Below are 16,839 nucleotides of genomic sequence, written 5' to 3'. Positions count from 1 at the left end.
CTTATGAAAAATTTATTCTCTAGATCACTTACTGCTAAAGTAGTGGGGGTGGCAATAATTGGCTTATTTTTTAACTGTAGTGGTTCAAAAACTTCATCAGAAACACAAACTACTGTAGTAGTAGAAAAAGAATCATCAACTAAACAATTGGAGATAGAAAAGCCACAGTTAACATTTGGTTTTATCAAGTTAACGGATATGGCTCCTTTAGCAATAGCAAAGGAATTAGGCTATTTTGAAGATGAAGGATTGTTTGTTTCTGTTGAAGCTCAGTCAAATTGGAAAAATATTTTAGATCGTGTAATTGATGGTCAACTAGATGGTTCTCATATGTTGGCAGGTCAGCCAATTGCAGCAGGAGCTGGTTTTGGTAGACAAGCAGATTTGGTAACTTCTTTCTCTATGGATTTAAATGGTAATGGAATTACTGTATCTAATGATGTTTGGAGTAAGATGAAACCAAATGTGCCAAAAGGAGCAGATGGTAAGCCGGTTCACCCAATTAAAGCAGATGCATTAGTACCTGTTATTAATGAATATAAGAGTGAAGGAAAAGCATTTAAAATGGGGATGGTATTTCCGGTATCTACTCATAACTACGAAATACGTTATTGGTTAGCTGCAGCAGGTGTTAATCCAGGTTATTATACTAAAGAAAATATTCAAGGTCAGATTGATGCAGATGTTTTACTTTCTGTTACACCTCCACCACAAATGCCTGCAACACTTGAGGCAGGGACAATTTTTGGGTATTGTGTAGGAGAGCCATGGAATCAGCAAGCAGTTTTTAAAGGAATTGGTGTACCGGTAACAACAAACTATGACATCTGGAAAAACAACCCAGAAAAGGTGTTTGTAATGACAAAAGAGTTTACTGAGAAATATCCGAATACAGCGGTAGCAGTAACAAAAGCATTAATTCGTGCCGGAAAATGGTTAGACGAGCCAGGTAATAGAGCAAAAGCAGTTGGTATTTTATCTATGCCAGAATATGTAGGTGCAGATTCTGTAGTAATTGCAAACTCAATGACGGGTACTTTTGAATTTGAGAAAGGAGACAAACGTGCAATGCCAGATTTTAATGTGTTTTTTAGACATAATGCCACATATCCTTTCTATTCTGATGGAGTTTGGTTCTTAACACAAATGAGAAGATGGGGACAAATTCCAACAGCTAAATCTAAAGGATGGTACGATGAAACAATTAAAGATATTTACCGCCCAGATATATGGGAAAAAGCGGCAGCTTTATTAGTAGAAGAAGGTCATTTAGCTAAAACTGACATTCCTGAAACTGATGGTTATAAAGCACCAACAAATGATTTTATCGATGGTAAATTATTTGATGGAAAAGAGCCTATCCAATATATCAATAGCTTTAAAATAGGTAATAAAGATGCTTCAATGTAAGCCATAATTAATTATTTGCCATAAAATAATTAGTATATCTAAGTTGACTGAAAAGTGTAGGTGTGGAACTGGCGCTGTGAAACACCTACATTCATCAACTTAGAAAAAGAAACAACCTTCCTTGATAGAATAAACTAACAACAACTCAATTTTCAGACACTTAAAGATTACAACTATGAAAGAAAAAATTTTACAAATAACAGGGATTCAAGCATTCTTAGCTCCATGGATAAATGTATTTCAAGGCGAAGAAGTAAAGAAAAATATTGATACCATTGTGAAGTCGTATGTATTTCCTTTTTTATCAATTCTACTGTTTTTGTTTGTTTGGCAGATAAGTGCAAGTTATTTATTTAATAAAGAAGCAACGGCTAAGATAGCAAAAGCACAAACAGAACAAGGTGAGGCAGCGGCTTTAGAAATGCAAAATTGTATTTATTCTGGAGATGTAAGTTGCCAACCTAACACATTACCGTCTCCAGTAAAAGTTTGGGACGCCTATTTATCGTTATTGGCAGACCACAATATTATTTCGGGAAAGAAAGAGGCGTTTGCTGCTAAAGTGGCAAAAACAAATGAAAAAAGAGTAGCAGCAGGAAAAGACCCGATTACATATACAGGACGTCCTTCTTTTGTTGATCAGATAGGTACTAGCTTAAAGACTGTGTTTGCAGGTTTTTTATTAGCGGCTTTTATAGCGATCCCATTGGGAATTGTAATTGGTTTAAGTACTACATTAAGAACCTCTTTTAACTGGCTAATTCAGATATTAAAACCAGTATCTCCAGTTGTGTGGTTACTTTTAGTATTTATGATTATTAAGACTGTAATGTCTGATTCTGATATGGATAAGTCGTTCATGATCTCATTTATTAGTGTAGGTTTATGTTCTATGTGGGCAACGTTAGTAAATACAAGTATGGGAGTTTCTTCTGTAGATAAAGATTTTGTAAATGTTGCTAAGGTATTAAAGTTAAGTATTGGACAGAATATATTTAAAGTAGTTTTGCCTTCTTCTTTACCAATGATTTTTACAGGATTACGAATTACTTTATCTGTAGCATGGATGGTATTAATTGCCATAGAATTATTAGCACAAAGTCCTGGTTTAGGTTCTTTTGTATGGGAAGAGTTTCAAAATGGAGCAAATGATTCTAACGCAAAAATTATTGTAGCCATGTTTGTAATTGGTATGATTGGTTTCCTATTGGATAGAATCATGATGGTAATACAAAACATGATGTCTTTTAATAAAAACGAAACTGCTTAATTGTATCACTATGGCTTATTTAGAACTTAAAAATGTAAGCAAGTCTTACGGTACAGGAAAAGATAGGGTAGAGGTATTGTCCAATATCAATTTATCTATTGAAGAAGGAGAATTTGTAGCAATTGTAGGGTTTACTGGTAGTGGTAAAACAACACTCATTAATCTTATCAATGGATTAGAATTTCCAGATGAGGGAGAGGTATTATTGCAAGGAAAAAGAATTACAGGGCCTGGACCAGATAGAGGGGTAGTCTTTCAGAATTATTCTTTATTACCATGGTTAACGGTAGCTCAGAATATAAAATTAGCAATTGATGAAGTCTATACATCATCTTCTAAAAAAGAAAAAACAGCACTAATTAAAAAGTATGTAGATATGGTTCACTTATCACATGCGATAGATAAAAAACCTGCAGAATTGTCTGGGGGGATGCGTCAGAGAGTGTCTGTAGCAAGGGCTTTAGCAATGAACCCAAAAATGCTTTTAATGGATGAGCCTTTAAGTGCATTGGATGCATTAACTAGAGGAACCCTACAAGAAGAAATTGTAAACATTTGGGGAGAAGATAGAAAAACATGCCTTTTAATTACAAATGATGTTGACGAAGGGGTAGTGATGGCAGATAGAATTATACCATTAAAACCAGGACCTAGAGCAGAGTTAGGACCTGATTTTACTGTTGATTTACCTCGCCCAAGGGTGATTGCAGAAATTAATAAAGACGATAGATACAAACAGCTCAGAAATGAAATTTTAGAGTATTTGATTGCTGTTGGTGCTTCTAGAAAGAATGAACAAACTACTTCTTATGAACTTCCTGATTTAAAACCAGTAATGCCTGGTAGGATTAAATGGGGTATTCAAAGAAGAAAAGAAAAACAACAATTCTTTTAATGAAAATCAAAAAAAGGAAATCAATTACTATACATTAAAAGTGAATTAAAATGAGTGTTTTAGAAAAAAATATTATTGCTCCTACAACAAGTATTATTGAAGATACACGTCCTGATATGCTTGTTTGTAAAGATATTGCTAAAATTTATCCTACACCTAAAGGTGATTATACGGTATTATCAGACCTACAATTGACAGTTAAAAAAGGAGAGTTTATTTCTGTAATTGGACATTCTGGTTGTGGAAAGTCTACATTATTAACCATGATTGCAGGCTTAAATGATATAAGTAAAGGTAGTGTTTATGTTGATGGAGATGAAGTAAGAGGGGCAGGACCAGATAGAGCTGTTGTTTTCCAATCGCCAAGCTTATTCCCGTGGATGACAGCTTTACAAAATGTAATGATTGGTGTAAAGCAAGTATTTCCTCACGCTACAAAAAAACAAAAGCAAGATATCTGTAAGTATTACCTAGATAAAGTGGGTTTAGGAAATGATTTTAATAAAAGAGCATCAGAGCTTTCTCAAGGAATGCAACAAAGAGTAGGTATAGCAAGAGCATTTGCATTAAAACCGAAAGTATTACTCTTAGATGAACCTTTTGGCATGTTGGATTCTTTAACTAGAGGAGAATTGCAAGATGTATTGCTTGAGGTTTGGCAAAAAGAACAGATTACAGCAATTATGATTACTCATGATGTTGATGAATCTATATTCTTGGCAGACCGTGTGATTATGATGACTAGTGGACCTTTTGCTAAAATTGGAGATGAGCTTACAATACCTTTTGAACGTCCAAGAAATAGAGTAGATATTTTAGAACATCCAGATTACTATCATTACAGAGGATATTTAATGGATTTCTTGAATCATTAATACTAACAAAACACTTAAGCAACACAAAACAACTAACAGCAAACAAATGAATCATTTTTTACTAAAGAATCCGAAAAAAAGATTTACGGCTTCTTATATAATTGCCCTCTCGTTAATTGCCCTTTTAAGTATTGCAAGTCAACTTATAATTAGATCTGTATTAACAGAACAAGAAAAAGATGCTAGAATTATTAATATATCTGGACGTCAGAGAATGTTAAGTCAGAAAATAAGTAAACTAGCTTTACAATTAGAAAGAGCAAATTCTACTAAAGAATACTCAATATTGAAAAGTCAGTTAAAAGATGTAATGCACCTTTTATCTACGTCGCATTTCGGGCTAATGAACCGTTCTGAAGAAATGGAGCTGGGAGGTGAAAATAGTGAGACAATTAAAAAAATGTTCGAAGATATCTCAGAAAATTTCGAATCAATTTTTAAGGCTGGAAATAGTATTTTATTATCTTCTCACGCATATGAAATTAAAGAAGATGTTTCAACTATTTTAAAGAACGAGGGATCTTTTTTAAAGCAGATGAATACAATTACGTTTCAGTATGATCATGAATCTACAAGTAGAACGAAGAAAGTATCTTTTATTGAATATGTATTGTTGTTTATCACTTTAGGGGCTATTTTTCTTGAGGCCTTCTTTATTTTTAGACCTGCAGTTAATGCAATTGATAAATATTTGAGAGAAACGATAAGTAGGGGAATTGCTTTACAAGATGCACATAATAATTTAATTGAATCTAAAGAAAAAACGGAGTCAGTAGAAAAAGAACTTTTTGAGCAACTCCAGAAAAATCACGATTTACAGGTGAATATCAATAAAGATTTGGAGCTGAAAATCAATGAACGAACAAGGGAAATTCAAGATCAAAAAGAAGAGATACTTCAACAGAGTAACGAACTCAAATATCAAAACGAAGTTATATCAAAAGTAAATGTTAAGCTTACTGATAATATTAGTTATGCCAAAAAGTTACAACATTCCATTATCGGAAACCGTCAGAGTATAATTGATCAATTTAAAGACGGTTTCATTACTAGTAAGCCAAAGGATATAATATCAGGAGATTTTTATTGGTTTTACCAAACGGAAAATCTTAGATTTTTAGTAGCTGCAGATTGTACTGGACATGGAGTATCTGCTGCATTTATGACTATTATCGGAAATTTATTGTTAAATGATATTATCACCAATCAAAAGGTGTTTTCTCCGGATAATATTCTCAATTTACTTGATATGGAATTGTATGCTTTAATGAACCTAAAGAATACCAAAAAAGTGCATGATGGTATGGACTTAGGGTTGGTTGTTATTAATAGTGACAATAGAACAATAGAATTTTCTGGAGCAAAAAGACCACTTTATTTTGTTGGAAAAGATAATGTTATTGAAAAGTACGCAGGGTCTAAATCTACAATTGGTTACAATAGTAAAACAGCTAGAAAAGACTTTAATTCTACTTTAATTCATTATCAAGGTGGAGATAGAATTTATTTGACAAGTGATGGTTTTCAAGATCAATTTGGAGGTGCTACAGATACAAAATTTATGCAAAAACGGTTTGTAGAAACATTAAATAAAACAATTAATTACCCTATGGCCAAGCAACAAAAAGTACTTGATGCAGTTTTTGATAAATGGAAAGGTACAAATACCCAAACAGACGATGTATTAGTAATTGGTGTTGAGTTATAGAAAACAATAAGGCTATTTCATTATTTAAAATGAAATAGCCTTATTGTTTTAAAGATAATCTTTCTAATCTAGCCTATCTAATAACACTATTTTTTTCCATCCTTTTGGGTTGAGAAAAATATCATCGTTGTGACTCTCAATTATTTTTTGAATTTTTCGGACCAAGCACAAACACGTATTATAACGCATTTCAGTATTTTCAGCTAACAAAGCAACATTTACATTGTTTTTATTGTAGAAGATAAAGTAGAGAATATAAAAGGATTTCTGTAATGGGATTTTTACCCTATGGAAAATAGTATTTATTCTTTCAGATTCAACATAGTTACATTTTTTACACCTTCTCCCTTTGTCAGTTTTTGAGTATAAATGATGCCCACATTTTTTACAAGAATAACAATGTTCCCACTTTAGGTTATCTAACACTTCTAAACAATATTTTTCTGTGGGGAACAATTTAATAAATTCATTAAATGAGAGTAATGAACTATAAGAAACTTTTTCTTTATAAGTGAAATTTTCTTTTTCTAACTGCCCAATTTTTTCTTGAAGAAGACTATTTTTTGAATTAAGAATTTTACATAATTCAGATTTTTGTTGAATTTCTTTATCCAATAAGTTTCCTTTTTCTACTTCATGAATAGCAGATGTCTTTATTTTCACTCTATTTAAATACCTTTTTTTTAAAAAGAATACAATTAAAAATACAATGTAGGTTAGGCCAGACAGTAGAAGTAGTACGGTCTTTAGGTGTTCGTTTAATAATTTTTTCATAGTTAGTTATATCCTTGAGTATTTCTTCAACTGGTTGTTGAATAATCAGAATTAAAATTTAGGTCGTAATTTTTAAAAGTTCTTACATTGATTAGTTAATGTATATTAATAATTTGATTACTTATGTGATTATACTTAAACAATAATTCTAATTTAAATTTCAAATAAATTATTGATATTCAGTTATTTGTAATTTTTATTAAACTGCTTATTATAGATTTAAATCAATTTTTTTTTTCATTCTATTTGATCAACATTTGAGATGTGCTCGAGAATTGTTTCTAACTATTTTTAGTTCAAATACTTAATCTTCTATCAAAACTACTACACCTTTCAATTGATAGAATAAACAATTATTAAGCTAGCTATTGGATAATATATTAGGAGGAAACTCATTTAATTAAACACCATAATCTTACAACATTACAATGAATTATTGAATAAAAAAGTAAGTTTCTATTACTATCCTCAGGAGTAATTAGAGACCAAAGTAATCGTCAAAAAACTAATTAATTTTATACTAACGTTCATTAATATGAAATATGCATTTAAAACTACTACATTATGCTCTAGGAGTATATTGCTCACTTTTTTTATTTTTATTATTGGTAACCTTCAATTAACTGCCCAGATAAATGGGGAGGCAAACTATACAACCAATAATCATCAAAAAGAAGTAATTGGATACTTTACGCAATGGGATGCGTGGAAAGGTACAGCTAATAACCTTCCAATAAATGGAATTTATAATCAGTTAAATTTAGATTATTCTCAATATACAATACTAAATTACTCTTTTTTTGGAGTGGCAAAAGATGGCTCTTTACATAGTGCTGATTTAAAAAATCCAGCTATAAATAATGTCAATGAAGAACAAGATCCTGGAGAAATTTTACACCCAGATGTGTATAGTAGTTGGGATTACTATTTATTATTTGGAGAGTTAGATTTAAAGCCATCGATTGATGCAACAGCTACGTCACAAGGGTTTATAGCACAAGGAAATGGTTGGCACAATACAGGTTGGAACATATCTGGAGATTTTCCTATTCCTTGTAAAAAAAGTAATGGAAGAAAAGGTTTACTTGAATTAGGAGAGGAGAATGGTGTAGAAATTTTAGCGTCTATTGGAGGTGCTACAATGAGTAAACATTTTCCAACTATTGCGGCAGATCCAATTAAAAGAGCTCGCTTTATTGAAGATATAAATAAACTAATGGCTTTAGGGTTTGATGGTATTGATATCAATTGGGTATACCCTGGAAGAGGTGGACTTAATTTTCAAGGAACACAGGCTGATTACCATAGTTTTACGCTTCTTATTCAAGATGTTAGAGCAGCGATAGGACAAGATAAATTATTAACAGCAGCGTTTCATTCTAATGCAGGAGAAGAACCTTTTGAGTGGAACTTGTTAAGTCAATCTGTTGATTTTTTCAATATGCAGACATTTGATATTAATGGTAGTTTTTCAGAAAAAACAGGACACAACTCGCCATTACATAATTACAAATCAGATCAAAATATTTCTCTTGAGACATCCTTTAATTTAATGACAGGAGCGGGAGTTTCTTCTGAGAAAATAATACTTGGAATCCCATTTTACGGTGCAGGAGTAAAGACTAATGGCAATGCAGCTTTAGATAGACCTGTAATTGGAGCTGATACAGACACGTTTGCAGCATGGGATGGAAGGCCTTTTATAGGGCCAATTTCATATATTTATGATACATGGTCAAAACATTGGGACAATACTGCGAAAGTTCCCTATTATACCAGAAGTAATTATTTTTTGAGTATTGAAGATACAACAAGTACCAAAGGAAAGGCTCTCTTTGTAAATCAAAATGATGGTGGAGGAGTAATTATTTCTCCTGTATGGGGAGATTTAGATTTTAGTGAAGTAAGAACAATCTATGGAAGTAAATTAAGGTTCTGTTTAGAAACAAAATCACCTTTTGTAAATAAAATAAATCAAACATTCTCAGAACATTTTGAACCGGGCTTATTTTTTCAGTCGCTTGAAGATGGAGAAGTTATTTATACTTCAACATTAAAACCAATTGAAGTAATACTAAGTGCTTTTGATCAGAATGGAATAGAGAAACAAGTAGTAACTACAGTTGATAATCAAGAATTTTCTGGTACTCATTTCTCTTGGATTCCATCTACTTATGGTCGTTATTTAATGTCTGCAACTGCAACAAATAGTAATGGAGAATCTGAAACGAAGCAGATTACAATAGTATTTAAACAGCTAATAACAGAACAAAAATATGATGAGGTTTTCCCTAATCGTTTTGGTGTAAATCAAATTCTACCTGGTGAAGACTTTTTCTCTTACGCTAATTTTTTAGAGGCTATTAATAGAATGGCTAACATTAAAGTTGTTTTTGAAAGAAGGGCTACGACTAATTTGTATAGACTCACTAGAATTGATAAAACTACAAATTCGTTTACAATCATTAGGGCAGATGCAAATTTTGATGCCAATGAGAATCTAACTAAAAATATTGTAAGGCAAGAAGTTGATTATGGAACTTTTATAAATGAAGGAGATTCTACAATAAGGAAAAGAGAGTTAGCTGCTTTTTTTGCAAATATTTCTCAGGAGACAACAGGAGGTTGGGACACTGCACCGGGTGGTAGATATGCTTGGGGGTTATACTTTAGACAAGAAGTTGGATATGAAAATGGGCAGATAGGTTACATAGATACTTTGTCTACACATTATCCTCCTGTAGCAGGGAAATCTTATCATGGTAGAGGCCCAATTCAGTTAAGTTGGAATTATAATTATGGTGCTGCAAGTGAATTTTTATACGGTGATAAAACCATTTTACTAAATGAGCCTGAAAAAGTAATAGAAGATGGAGCGTTGGCTTTCCAGATAGCTATTTGGTTTTGGATGACTCCACAATTTCCGAAACCATCCGCACATGATGTAATGGTCGGAGATTGGTTACCAACTACTTATGATACTCAAAATAACCGTGTACCAGGCTTTGGCGTGACCGTCAATATTATTAATGGAGGTTTAGAATGTGGAAGTGGAACAGAAATACCTAAGGTGCAATATAGAATAGGCCATTATCAAAGGCATAGTGAAATACTTGGTGTAACTACAGATCTTAATGGACAAAATGATTGTAACGCTTGTGGGTGTAAAGATCAAACTCCTTTTGGAGGTATAGAACCAGAACCTATTTCTGCAGCAAGAAAAACAACGTCTAATACGGAGGAAGAAATTTTTATTGATCAAGAAAGTGAAAGCACAGAGTTAGTGCTTTTCCCTAACCCCTTTACAGATATATTAAAGCTAACTACGGTGAATGAAATTACCAAAATGGTACTATTTACAAATGATGGGTTATTTATAAAAGAACTCCCAATTCAGACAATTATCGATTTTAGTAATCTATCCTCAGGGACGTATCTCTTAAAAATTATGATTGGAGAAGAGATGGTTACTAAGCAGATAATTAAACAGTAAATTTTATTTAAATTTTTAAACTATTATCAGTATGAATGTTTCTAAATTAAAAAAGCAGCTATTGTGCTTGTCATGTTTGTTATTACTTAGTTTTCAGTCTTTTGCTGATACTTTTAGTTCTGAACTTTTAACAGACAGGGTGAACGTATATTGGAATACAAGTATGCAAGTAACATTTCGTTATAGAATTTCAGAAGGGATTTGGCAGGAAATAAGCTATGAATATGATGATAACAATAAACCTAATGGTAAAACAATTGGGGAAGGAGATGGATTAGCACCAGGTACTAGGATAGATATTAAGCTTAGTTCAACAAATATTTGGATTGGTGATTATGAAAGAACTTATTACGTAGCTACTACACCAAGTCATGCGTATGCATCTATTCATGATGATAGAATAGTAGTACAGTGGGATGAAAATCGTTACGGAGGTACTCCAATTGATATTCGATATCGTAAGAGTGGAGAAAATTGGAAACATTTATTTAACCAAACTTCTGGACATATTGATTTAAGCCAAAATGGTTTTTCACCTGGAGAAGTAGAGGTTGAATATAAGTTTACAAATAACGATTGGAGTAGTGCAAAAAAACAATCTTTTACTATAAGTAATCCAGGAGCAGATTTTATTACGGTTCATAAGGTCGAAGATAGAATATCAGTAATATGGCCTTCAAATAAATATGGAGGCAGTATAAATCTTAAATATTTGATAAAAGATACTAATGAGTCTAATTATAGATTGATGCAAACATCTGGGAATATTGATTTAACACCGACAAATGGATTTGCTCCCGGAGATATTGATATATCTTATAGTTTTGGTATAAATGGATCTTATGAAGGAAATAAGCAAACTGTTACAATATCCATTGCAGACTTAATTACTTTCACCCCAATTGGTGATAAATTAGAAATAAATTGGCCATCTTATATATCAAATGGTAACAGATTTGGAGGAGGTACAAGTTTTGATTTCGAATTTTCAGATGTGTCATTGTTGTCACAAGATGTTTCACCTGTAGAATATAGACCTGCTAATGGATTTACTCCCAAAGAGTACGAGATATCATATAAGTATACATCATTAAATTCTTGGAAGAAAAAGACCGTAAGGTTTACTCCTAATTGGACTGAATTTATTTCAGTTAATGTAGATGGATTTGAAATTGTAGTGGACGACTGGAAAAATGGAACATGGGGTAATTCAGATTTAGATTTTAGATTTAAAGAAACTTCCGAAAATCAATGGCATCAATCTAATTATTCTGATATGTCTTCTGGTTTTAGTTTTGGTCAATACCATATTGATGGCTTACCATCAGGGGTATACGATATACAAGTGAAAGTACCAAGTTCAAATGATTGGAATAGTCTTTCTCAGTATTCTATCTCGCATAGAGATGTAGCTTTAGAATCAATAAGTTTCGAAGAAGAGGAAGATTTTATTTTGGCTAAATGGAATACAAGTCATTATCCTTTAACAACAATGGATATACGATATAGAACAGCTCAAGAGTTTACAGATAACTATAGTGATTGGAATTATATAAATGATCAATCTTCCGGAAGAGTAAAAATAAGACCTAATAATGGTTTTGCACCTAGAACTTTAATGCAAATTCAAGTAAAGTTTAATGCCACTACAACATGGCCTATTTTAAGAGAAGAGCATAAAACAATAGCTTCTAGAAAGCCAACTCATTATTCTGCAGTAATGAGTGGTGGAATAATAACAATAACATGGAATGATAGAAATTCGGACGGCCAAATAATGTACGATGGACAACCACTTGCAAGAGGTACTGTAAATTATACTTGCGGTTGGGGATGTAGTGGTTCTTCTCCTATGATTTTATATGGTGCCGATCCTACTAACTCTCAAATTGAGAATAGAAAAATTATTTTTGATAATTACATATCAGGGACAATAACTGATATCGAAATTTGGTGGGATTACAATGGTTTAGCAGATAACTCATTTGATGAGTTCTACACAAGAAATGACAGAAGATGTACAATTCCACTTTCTAACTCTTCTTTTAGAGAGAATAATTTACAAGATGAAATAGGAATTGAAAATATATTTAATTTCTATCCTAACCCTCTTGTAGATCAATCTACCCTAGAATTTAATCTAGGAGATCAATTAGAATACGAAATAAAAGTATATGATTTAACAGGAAGTGTTGTTCATTCTAAAAAGGGAATTGGGCAAAATGGAATAAATAAATTAATAATTGATAAGTCAGATTTTTCGTCAAAGGGTATTCATATTATAGAGTTAAGATCGGGAAAAGAAATTCAGAGAAAGAAAATTATTAGAAATTAATTATTGTTGCTAGTAATCTTTTCTAAATATAAATAATGCGACAGTATGCTGTCATTAACAATAACTTTTTTTGTAATATCTATAACAAGGTTCGTAGATATAGCTCTCTATTCTTTTGAAAATTAAAAATGAGTTGAAATGAAACTATTACAAATTATCAGCAAGTATTTATCTGTAACACTATTAGTATTATTAGTACATCAATCACAAGCTTATGCTCTTAATACTATAAATTCTGAAATTATCAACGATAAAGTCAGGGTATATTGGGGTGATTGGTGGGGTAGTGCCATGTCTATAAAGTATACTATTGGAAGTTCAAGTCATACAGCTAGTGTCGACCCTGAAGAAATCAAAGAGTATTATATTGAGAGATCAAATGGTTTTTCGCCGGGAACCTCAATTGCTATAGAGGTTAGAGCAAATGGGTATTGGGGTACGTATGAAAAGACGTATACAATCTCCTATTATCCAAGTCATATTTATGGAACACAACATGATGATAGAATTACTGTACAATGGGATAAAAATCGGTATGGAAGTACTCCAATGGACATTCGATATCGTAAGAGTGGAGAAAATTGGGAACATTTATTTAACCAAACTTCTGGGCATATTGATTTAAGCCAAAATGGTTTTTCACCTGGAGAAGTAGAGGTTGAATATAAGTTTACAAATAGCGACTGGGGAAGTGCAAAAAAACAATCTTTTACTATAAGTAATCCAGGAGCAGATTTTATTACGGTTCATAAGGTCGAAGATAGAATATCAGTAATATGGCCTTCAAATAAATATGGAGGCAGTATAAATCTTAAATATCTGATAAAAGAAACTAATGAGCTTAATTATAGGTTAATGCAAACATCAGGGAATATTGATTTATCACCTGCAAATGGATTTCTACCAGGAGATATTGAAATATCTTATAGTTTTGATTCAAACGGTTCTTATGAAGAAAATAAACAATCTTTTACTATAAGTAATCCAGGAGCAGATTTTATTACGGTTCATAAGGTCGAAGATAGAATATCAGTAATATGGCCTTCAAATAAATATGGAGGCAGTATAAATCTTAAATATCTGATAAAAGAAACTAATGAGTCTAATTATAGATTGATGCAAACATCTGGGCATATTGATTTAACACCGACAAATGGATTTGCTCCCGGAGATATTGATATATCTTATAGTTTTGGTATAAATGGATCTTATGAAGGAAATAAGCAAACTGTTACAATATCCATTGCAGACTTAATTACTTTCACCCCAATTGGTGATAAATTAGAAATAAATTGGCCATCTTATATATCAAATGGTAACAGATTTGGAGGAGGTACAAGTTTTGATTTCGAATTTTCAGATGTGTCATTGTTGTCACAAGATATTTCACCTGTAGAATATAGACCCACTAATGGATTTACTCCCAAAGAGTACGAGATATCATATAAGTATACATCATTAAATTCTTGGAAGAAAAAGACCGTAAGGTTTACTCCTAATTGGACGGAATTCTTTTCAGTTAAAGTAGATGGGAAAGAAGTTGTTGTTGAAGATTGGGAAAAAGGGATCTGGGGAGACTCACCATTTGATTTTCGATATAAAGAAAAAAATAGTAACAACTGGATTGAATCAGGTAACTTTGATTTCATGGATTCTGGTTTTGTCATAGGATCATACCATATTGATGGAGTTCCTCCAGGAACATACGACCTTGAGATAAAATCTTCATACGACAATCAATGGAACCACCACTCTACGTTTACAATTGATAATAGCCATGTAAATAATTATAATGTAAATGCAGTAAACCACAGTGCTATAGTAACATGGAATAGTGGTCATTATTTAAATGTAGATATGGACGTTAGGTATCGTACTTATACATATGAAAATGATGGTTCTTTTCCTGGAGAAAATGTAAAAGATGGTAAATGGGAGAAAAACTATTCTACATGGTATTATGAAAATAACCGAAATTCAGGAACAGTAACCCTAAGTCCAAATTATACCTATACATGGGTGCAAGTTCAAGTCAAATATAGTAATGTGGATTTTTGGCCAAGTGATGACATAAGCCAAGAAGTATATATTGGTTATCGTACTTATTCAAGTGCTAGATTAAATGCAAGTTCATATTCCTTAGATTCTTCAGAGGGAGATTTGATAATGAGTGTTTACCCCAATCCTCTTGTAGATCAATCTACCCTAGAATTTAATCTAGGAGATCAATTAGAATACGAAATAAAAGTATATGATTTAACAGGAAGTGTTGTTCATTCTAAAAAGGGAATTGGGCAAAATGGAATAAATAAATTAATAATTGATAAGTCAGATTTTTCATCAAAGGGTATTCATATTATAGAATTGGTTTCTGATAAGCAGATTCGTAGAAAGAAAGTAATTAATCAATAGGATTATATGATATAAAAAAATCCTCCTTAATCTGATATTAGGGAGGATTATTTTTTTAATTCCATTCAAGGTTCTTACGAATAGACCAATATTCTTCTGGCTCTTCTATTAGTTCATCTAGCATTTGTAAATCCATTAGGTCTAGTCTAAAAGTTGCCCCTTTTCTATTTTGTTCGAATTGTTCTGGAGTAGAAGCACCACTAAGTACTACACTAACCCACGGCTGGGCAATAATAAAAGAGATAGCAACAGCATCAATAGTAACATCGTGTTTTTGAGCAATAAATTCTAAGGTAGATTTATGTTTAGCAAATTGCTCTTCGGTATTTCTTGATGTTAAACGACCATTTGCAACAGCTTCTTTAATAATAACACCCCAACCTTGATAAGCTGCTTCTTCTAACATTTTAGCAGCAGATCTCTCTAAAATATTATAGGTAGCTTGTACAGATTGAAATAGAAACTTATCCTCTTTTTTTATTCTTAACGCCTTTTTTAGAGTGTCAGCTTGATGCGGACCACTTAATGAAAGCCCAATAATTGTTCCTGTTGATTTTATATCCCAAAGTTGTTCTAATACTTCTTCGTTTTCTAAAACACCACTTTCTAATGTGGCAGAATGGATATGATATATTTTAAGGTTGTCGTCTAAGTTTTCTACACTTTCTACCCATTGTTTTCTTAAAAGATCTACTGTATGGCTTTTTACTTCATGATGTTCAGCTTTAACATTCCATTCCGCAGTATATTCATACCCCCATTTAGAACCAACTATATATTTACTTTTATCAGCTTGTTCTTTTAGCCAAGAAGCTACAAATTGTTCTCCTTTTCCATAACTTCTTGCAGTATCAAAATAAGTTACTCCAGCATTTGCAGCAGCAGTCATTACCTCTGAAGTTCTTTCTCTCATGAAGTCAGAATCGTAGTTTTCTTGCAAGTCTTGACCATGGCCTAAATTAATATAACCCGGTCGTCCTAAAGCAGCAACACCTAAACCAATTCTTGAAACGTATAAATTTGTTTTCCCAAAAGGGACTATTGATAACTTACTCATATATTTTTTTATTCGATATCGTCAAATTTAATCACCTTATTCATAGAAATAGAAACTTTACAACTATTCCACTTTTTTTGATAAGGTTCTTTAAATATCATCAAAATTTATTTTAATCATAAATTCTATTATTAAAGATACATAAATCTTTAATTAACATGTATTTTCAATCTTTTTTAAATTATTTTTTCTGTATTAATTACACTTATTATTAAGCGAAATTTAAAAAGAAAGACTACTCTATTTACGAGTTTTCAATTAGAACTTTATTTCATTCAAAATTTGTAAATAGCCTACTTTTTAAGTGTAAAAAATACTTGATAAAATGTTTGGTAATAATAAGGGTAAAATATACATTTGAAGTATCAAAATAAGACATACAAATTACCATATATAAATACATTGACATGAAGAATTTAACAATCGCAACATTAGTAATCGTTTCAGGATTCGTAATTGCATTTGCGGTATCGGTACTTTAAAGATATACTAATCTTAACTTATTAAGAAACACATATTTTATTAACACAATCAGCCTATTGAATTCGTTCAATAGGTTTTTTTTGTTATTTTTATTTTTATAAATAATTACGGCTTATTTTTAAGTAAA

General features: G+C 31.8%; 10 protein-coding genes. 8 read left to right on the top strand and 2 right to left on the bottom strand.

All coding sequences use genetic code 11. The features are described from left to right. The first annotated feature begins 3 nt into the window (after positions 1–3). The 5 genes from KM029_RS06765 (at position 4) to KM029_RS06745 (ending at position 6,158) form a co-directional block, all read left to right on the top strand. A complete protein-coding gene (locus KM029_RS06765) occupies positions 4–1,410 on the top strand; it encodes a CmpA/NrtA family ABC transporter substrate-binding protein (RefSeq protein WP_144072547.1) in 1,407 nt (468 codons plus the stop codon). Positions 1,411–1,585: 175 nt separating this feature from the next. After that, positions 1,586–2,680 (top strand): ABC transporter permease, encoded by a 1,095-nt coding sequence (locus KM029_RS06760; RefSeq protein WP_144072546.1) that lies wholly within the window; start codon positions 1,586–1,588, stop codon positions 2,678–2,680. 10 nt (positions 2,681–2,690) lie between these two features. Beyond that, on the top strand, positions 2,691–3,575 hold the full coding sequence (locus KM029_RS06755) for an ABC transporter ATP-binding protein (RefSeq protein ID WP_144072545.1): 885 nt from the start codon (positions 2,691–2,693) through the stop codon (positions 3,573–3,575). Between the two features lie 50 nt (positions 3,576–3,625). Further along, positions 3,626–4,450 (top strand): ABC transporter ATP-binding protein, encoded by an 825-nt coding sequence (locus tag KM029_RS06750; protein ID WP_144072544.1) that lies wholly within the window; start codon positions 3,626–3,628, stop codon positions 4,448–4,450. A 46-nt stretch (positions 4,451–4,496) separates the two neighbouring features. Further along, positions 4,497–6,158: a SpoIIE family protein phosphatase gene (locus KM029_RS06745; protein ID WP_144072543.1), complete on the top strand. Its 1,662-nt coding sequence runs from the start codon at positions 4,497–4,499 to the stop codon at positions 6,156–6,158. Positions 6,159–6,221: 63 nt separating this feature from the next. Here the strand turns inward: KM029_RS06745 and KM029_RS06740 are convergent, their stop codons facing one another. Continuing rightward, positions 6,222–6,932: a transposase gene (locus KM029_RS06740; protein ID WP_144072542.1), complete on the bottom strand. Its 711-nt coding sequence runs from the start codon at positions 6,930–6,932 to the stop codon at positions 6,222–6,224. A gap of 535 nt (positions 6,933–7,467) precedes the next feature. Between KM029_RS06740 and KM029_RS06735 the strand changes: the two genes are divergently transcribed. The 3 genes from KM029_RS06735 to KM029_RS06725 all read left to right on the top strand — a co-directional run bounded on the left by KM029_RS06735 (position 7,468) and on the right by KM029_RS06725 (position 15,172). Further along, the gene (locus tag KM029_RS06735) at positions 7,468–10,425 is read left to right on the top strand and encodes a glycoside hydrolase family 19 protein (RefSeq protein ID WP_144072541.1); all 2,958 of its coding nucleotides are present in this window, start codon (positions 7,468–7,470) and stop codon (positions 10,423–10,425) included. A gap of 31 nt (positions 10,426–10,456) precedes the next feature. Continuing rightward, positions 10,457–12,760, top strand: coding sequence for a T9SS type A sorting domain-containing protein (locus KM029_RS06730; RefSeq protein WP_144072540.1), 2,304 nt, complete (start codon positions 10,457–10,459; stop codon positions 12,758–12,760). Between the two features lie 138 nt (positions 12,761–12,898). Continuing rightward, entirely contained in the window at positions 12,899–15,172 is a 2,274-nt protein-coding gene (locus KM029_RS06725; RefSeq protein WP_144072539.1) for a T9SS type A sorting domain-containing protein, read from the top strand. A 55-nt stretch (positions 15,173–15,227) separates the two neighbouring features. Here KM029_RS06725 and KM029_RS06720 read toward each other — a convergent pair whose 3' ends face one another. Next, entirely contained in the window at positions 15,228–16,229 is a 1,002-nt protein-coding gene (locus KM029_RS06720) for an aldo/keto reductase (RefSeq protein ID WP_144072538.1), read from the bottom strand. Positions 16,230–16,839 lie beyond the last annotated feature (610 nt).

Source organism: Flammeovirga kamogawensis (assembly GCF_018736065.1).
In the GTDB taxonomy this organism is placed as follows: domain Bacteria; phylum Bacteroidota; class Bacteroidia; order Cytophagales; family Flammeovirgaceae; genus Flammeovirga; species Flammeovirga kamogawensis.
The sequence above is the reverse complement of the archived record's forward strand: the minus strand, read 5'-3'. Positions and strand labels throughout refer to the sequence as shown.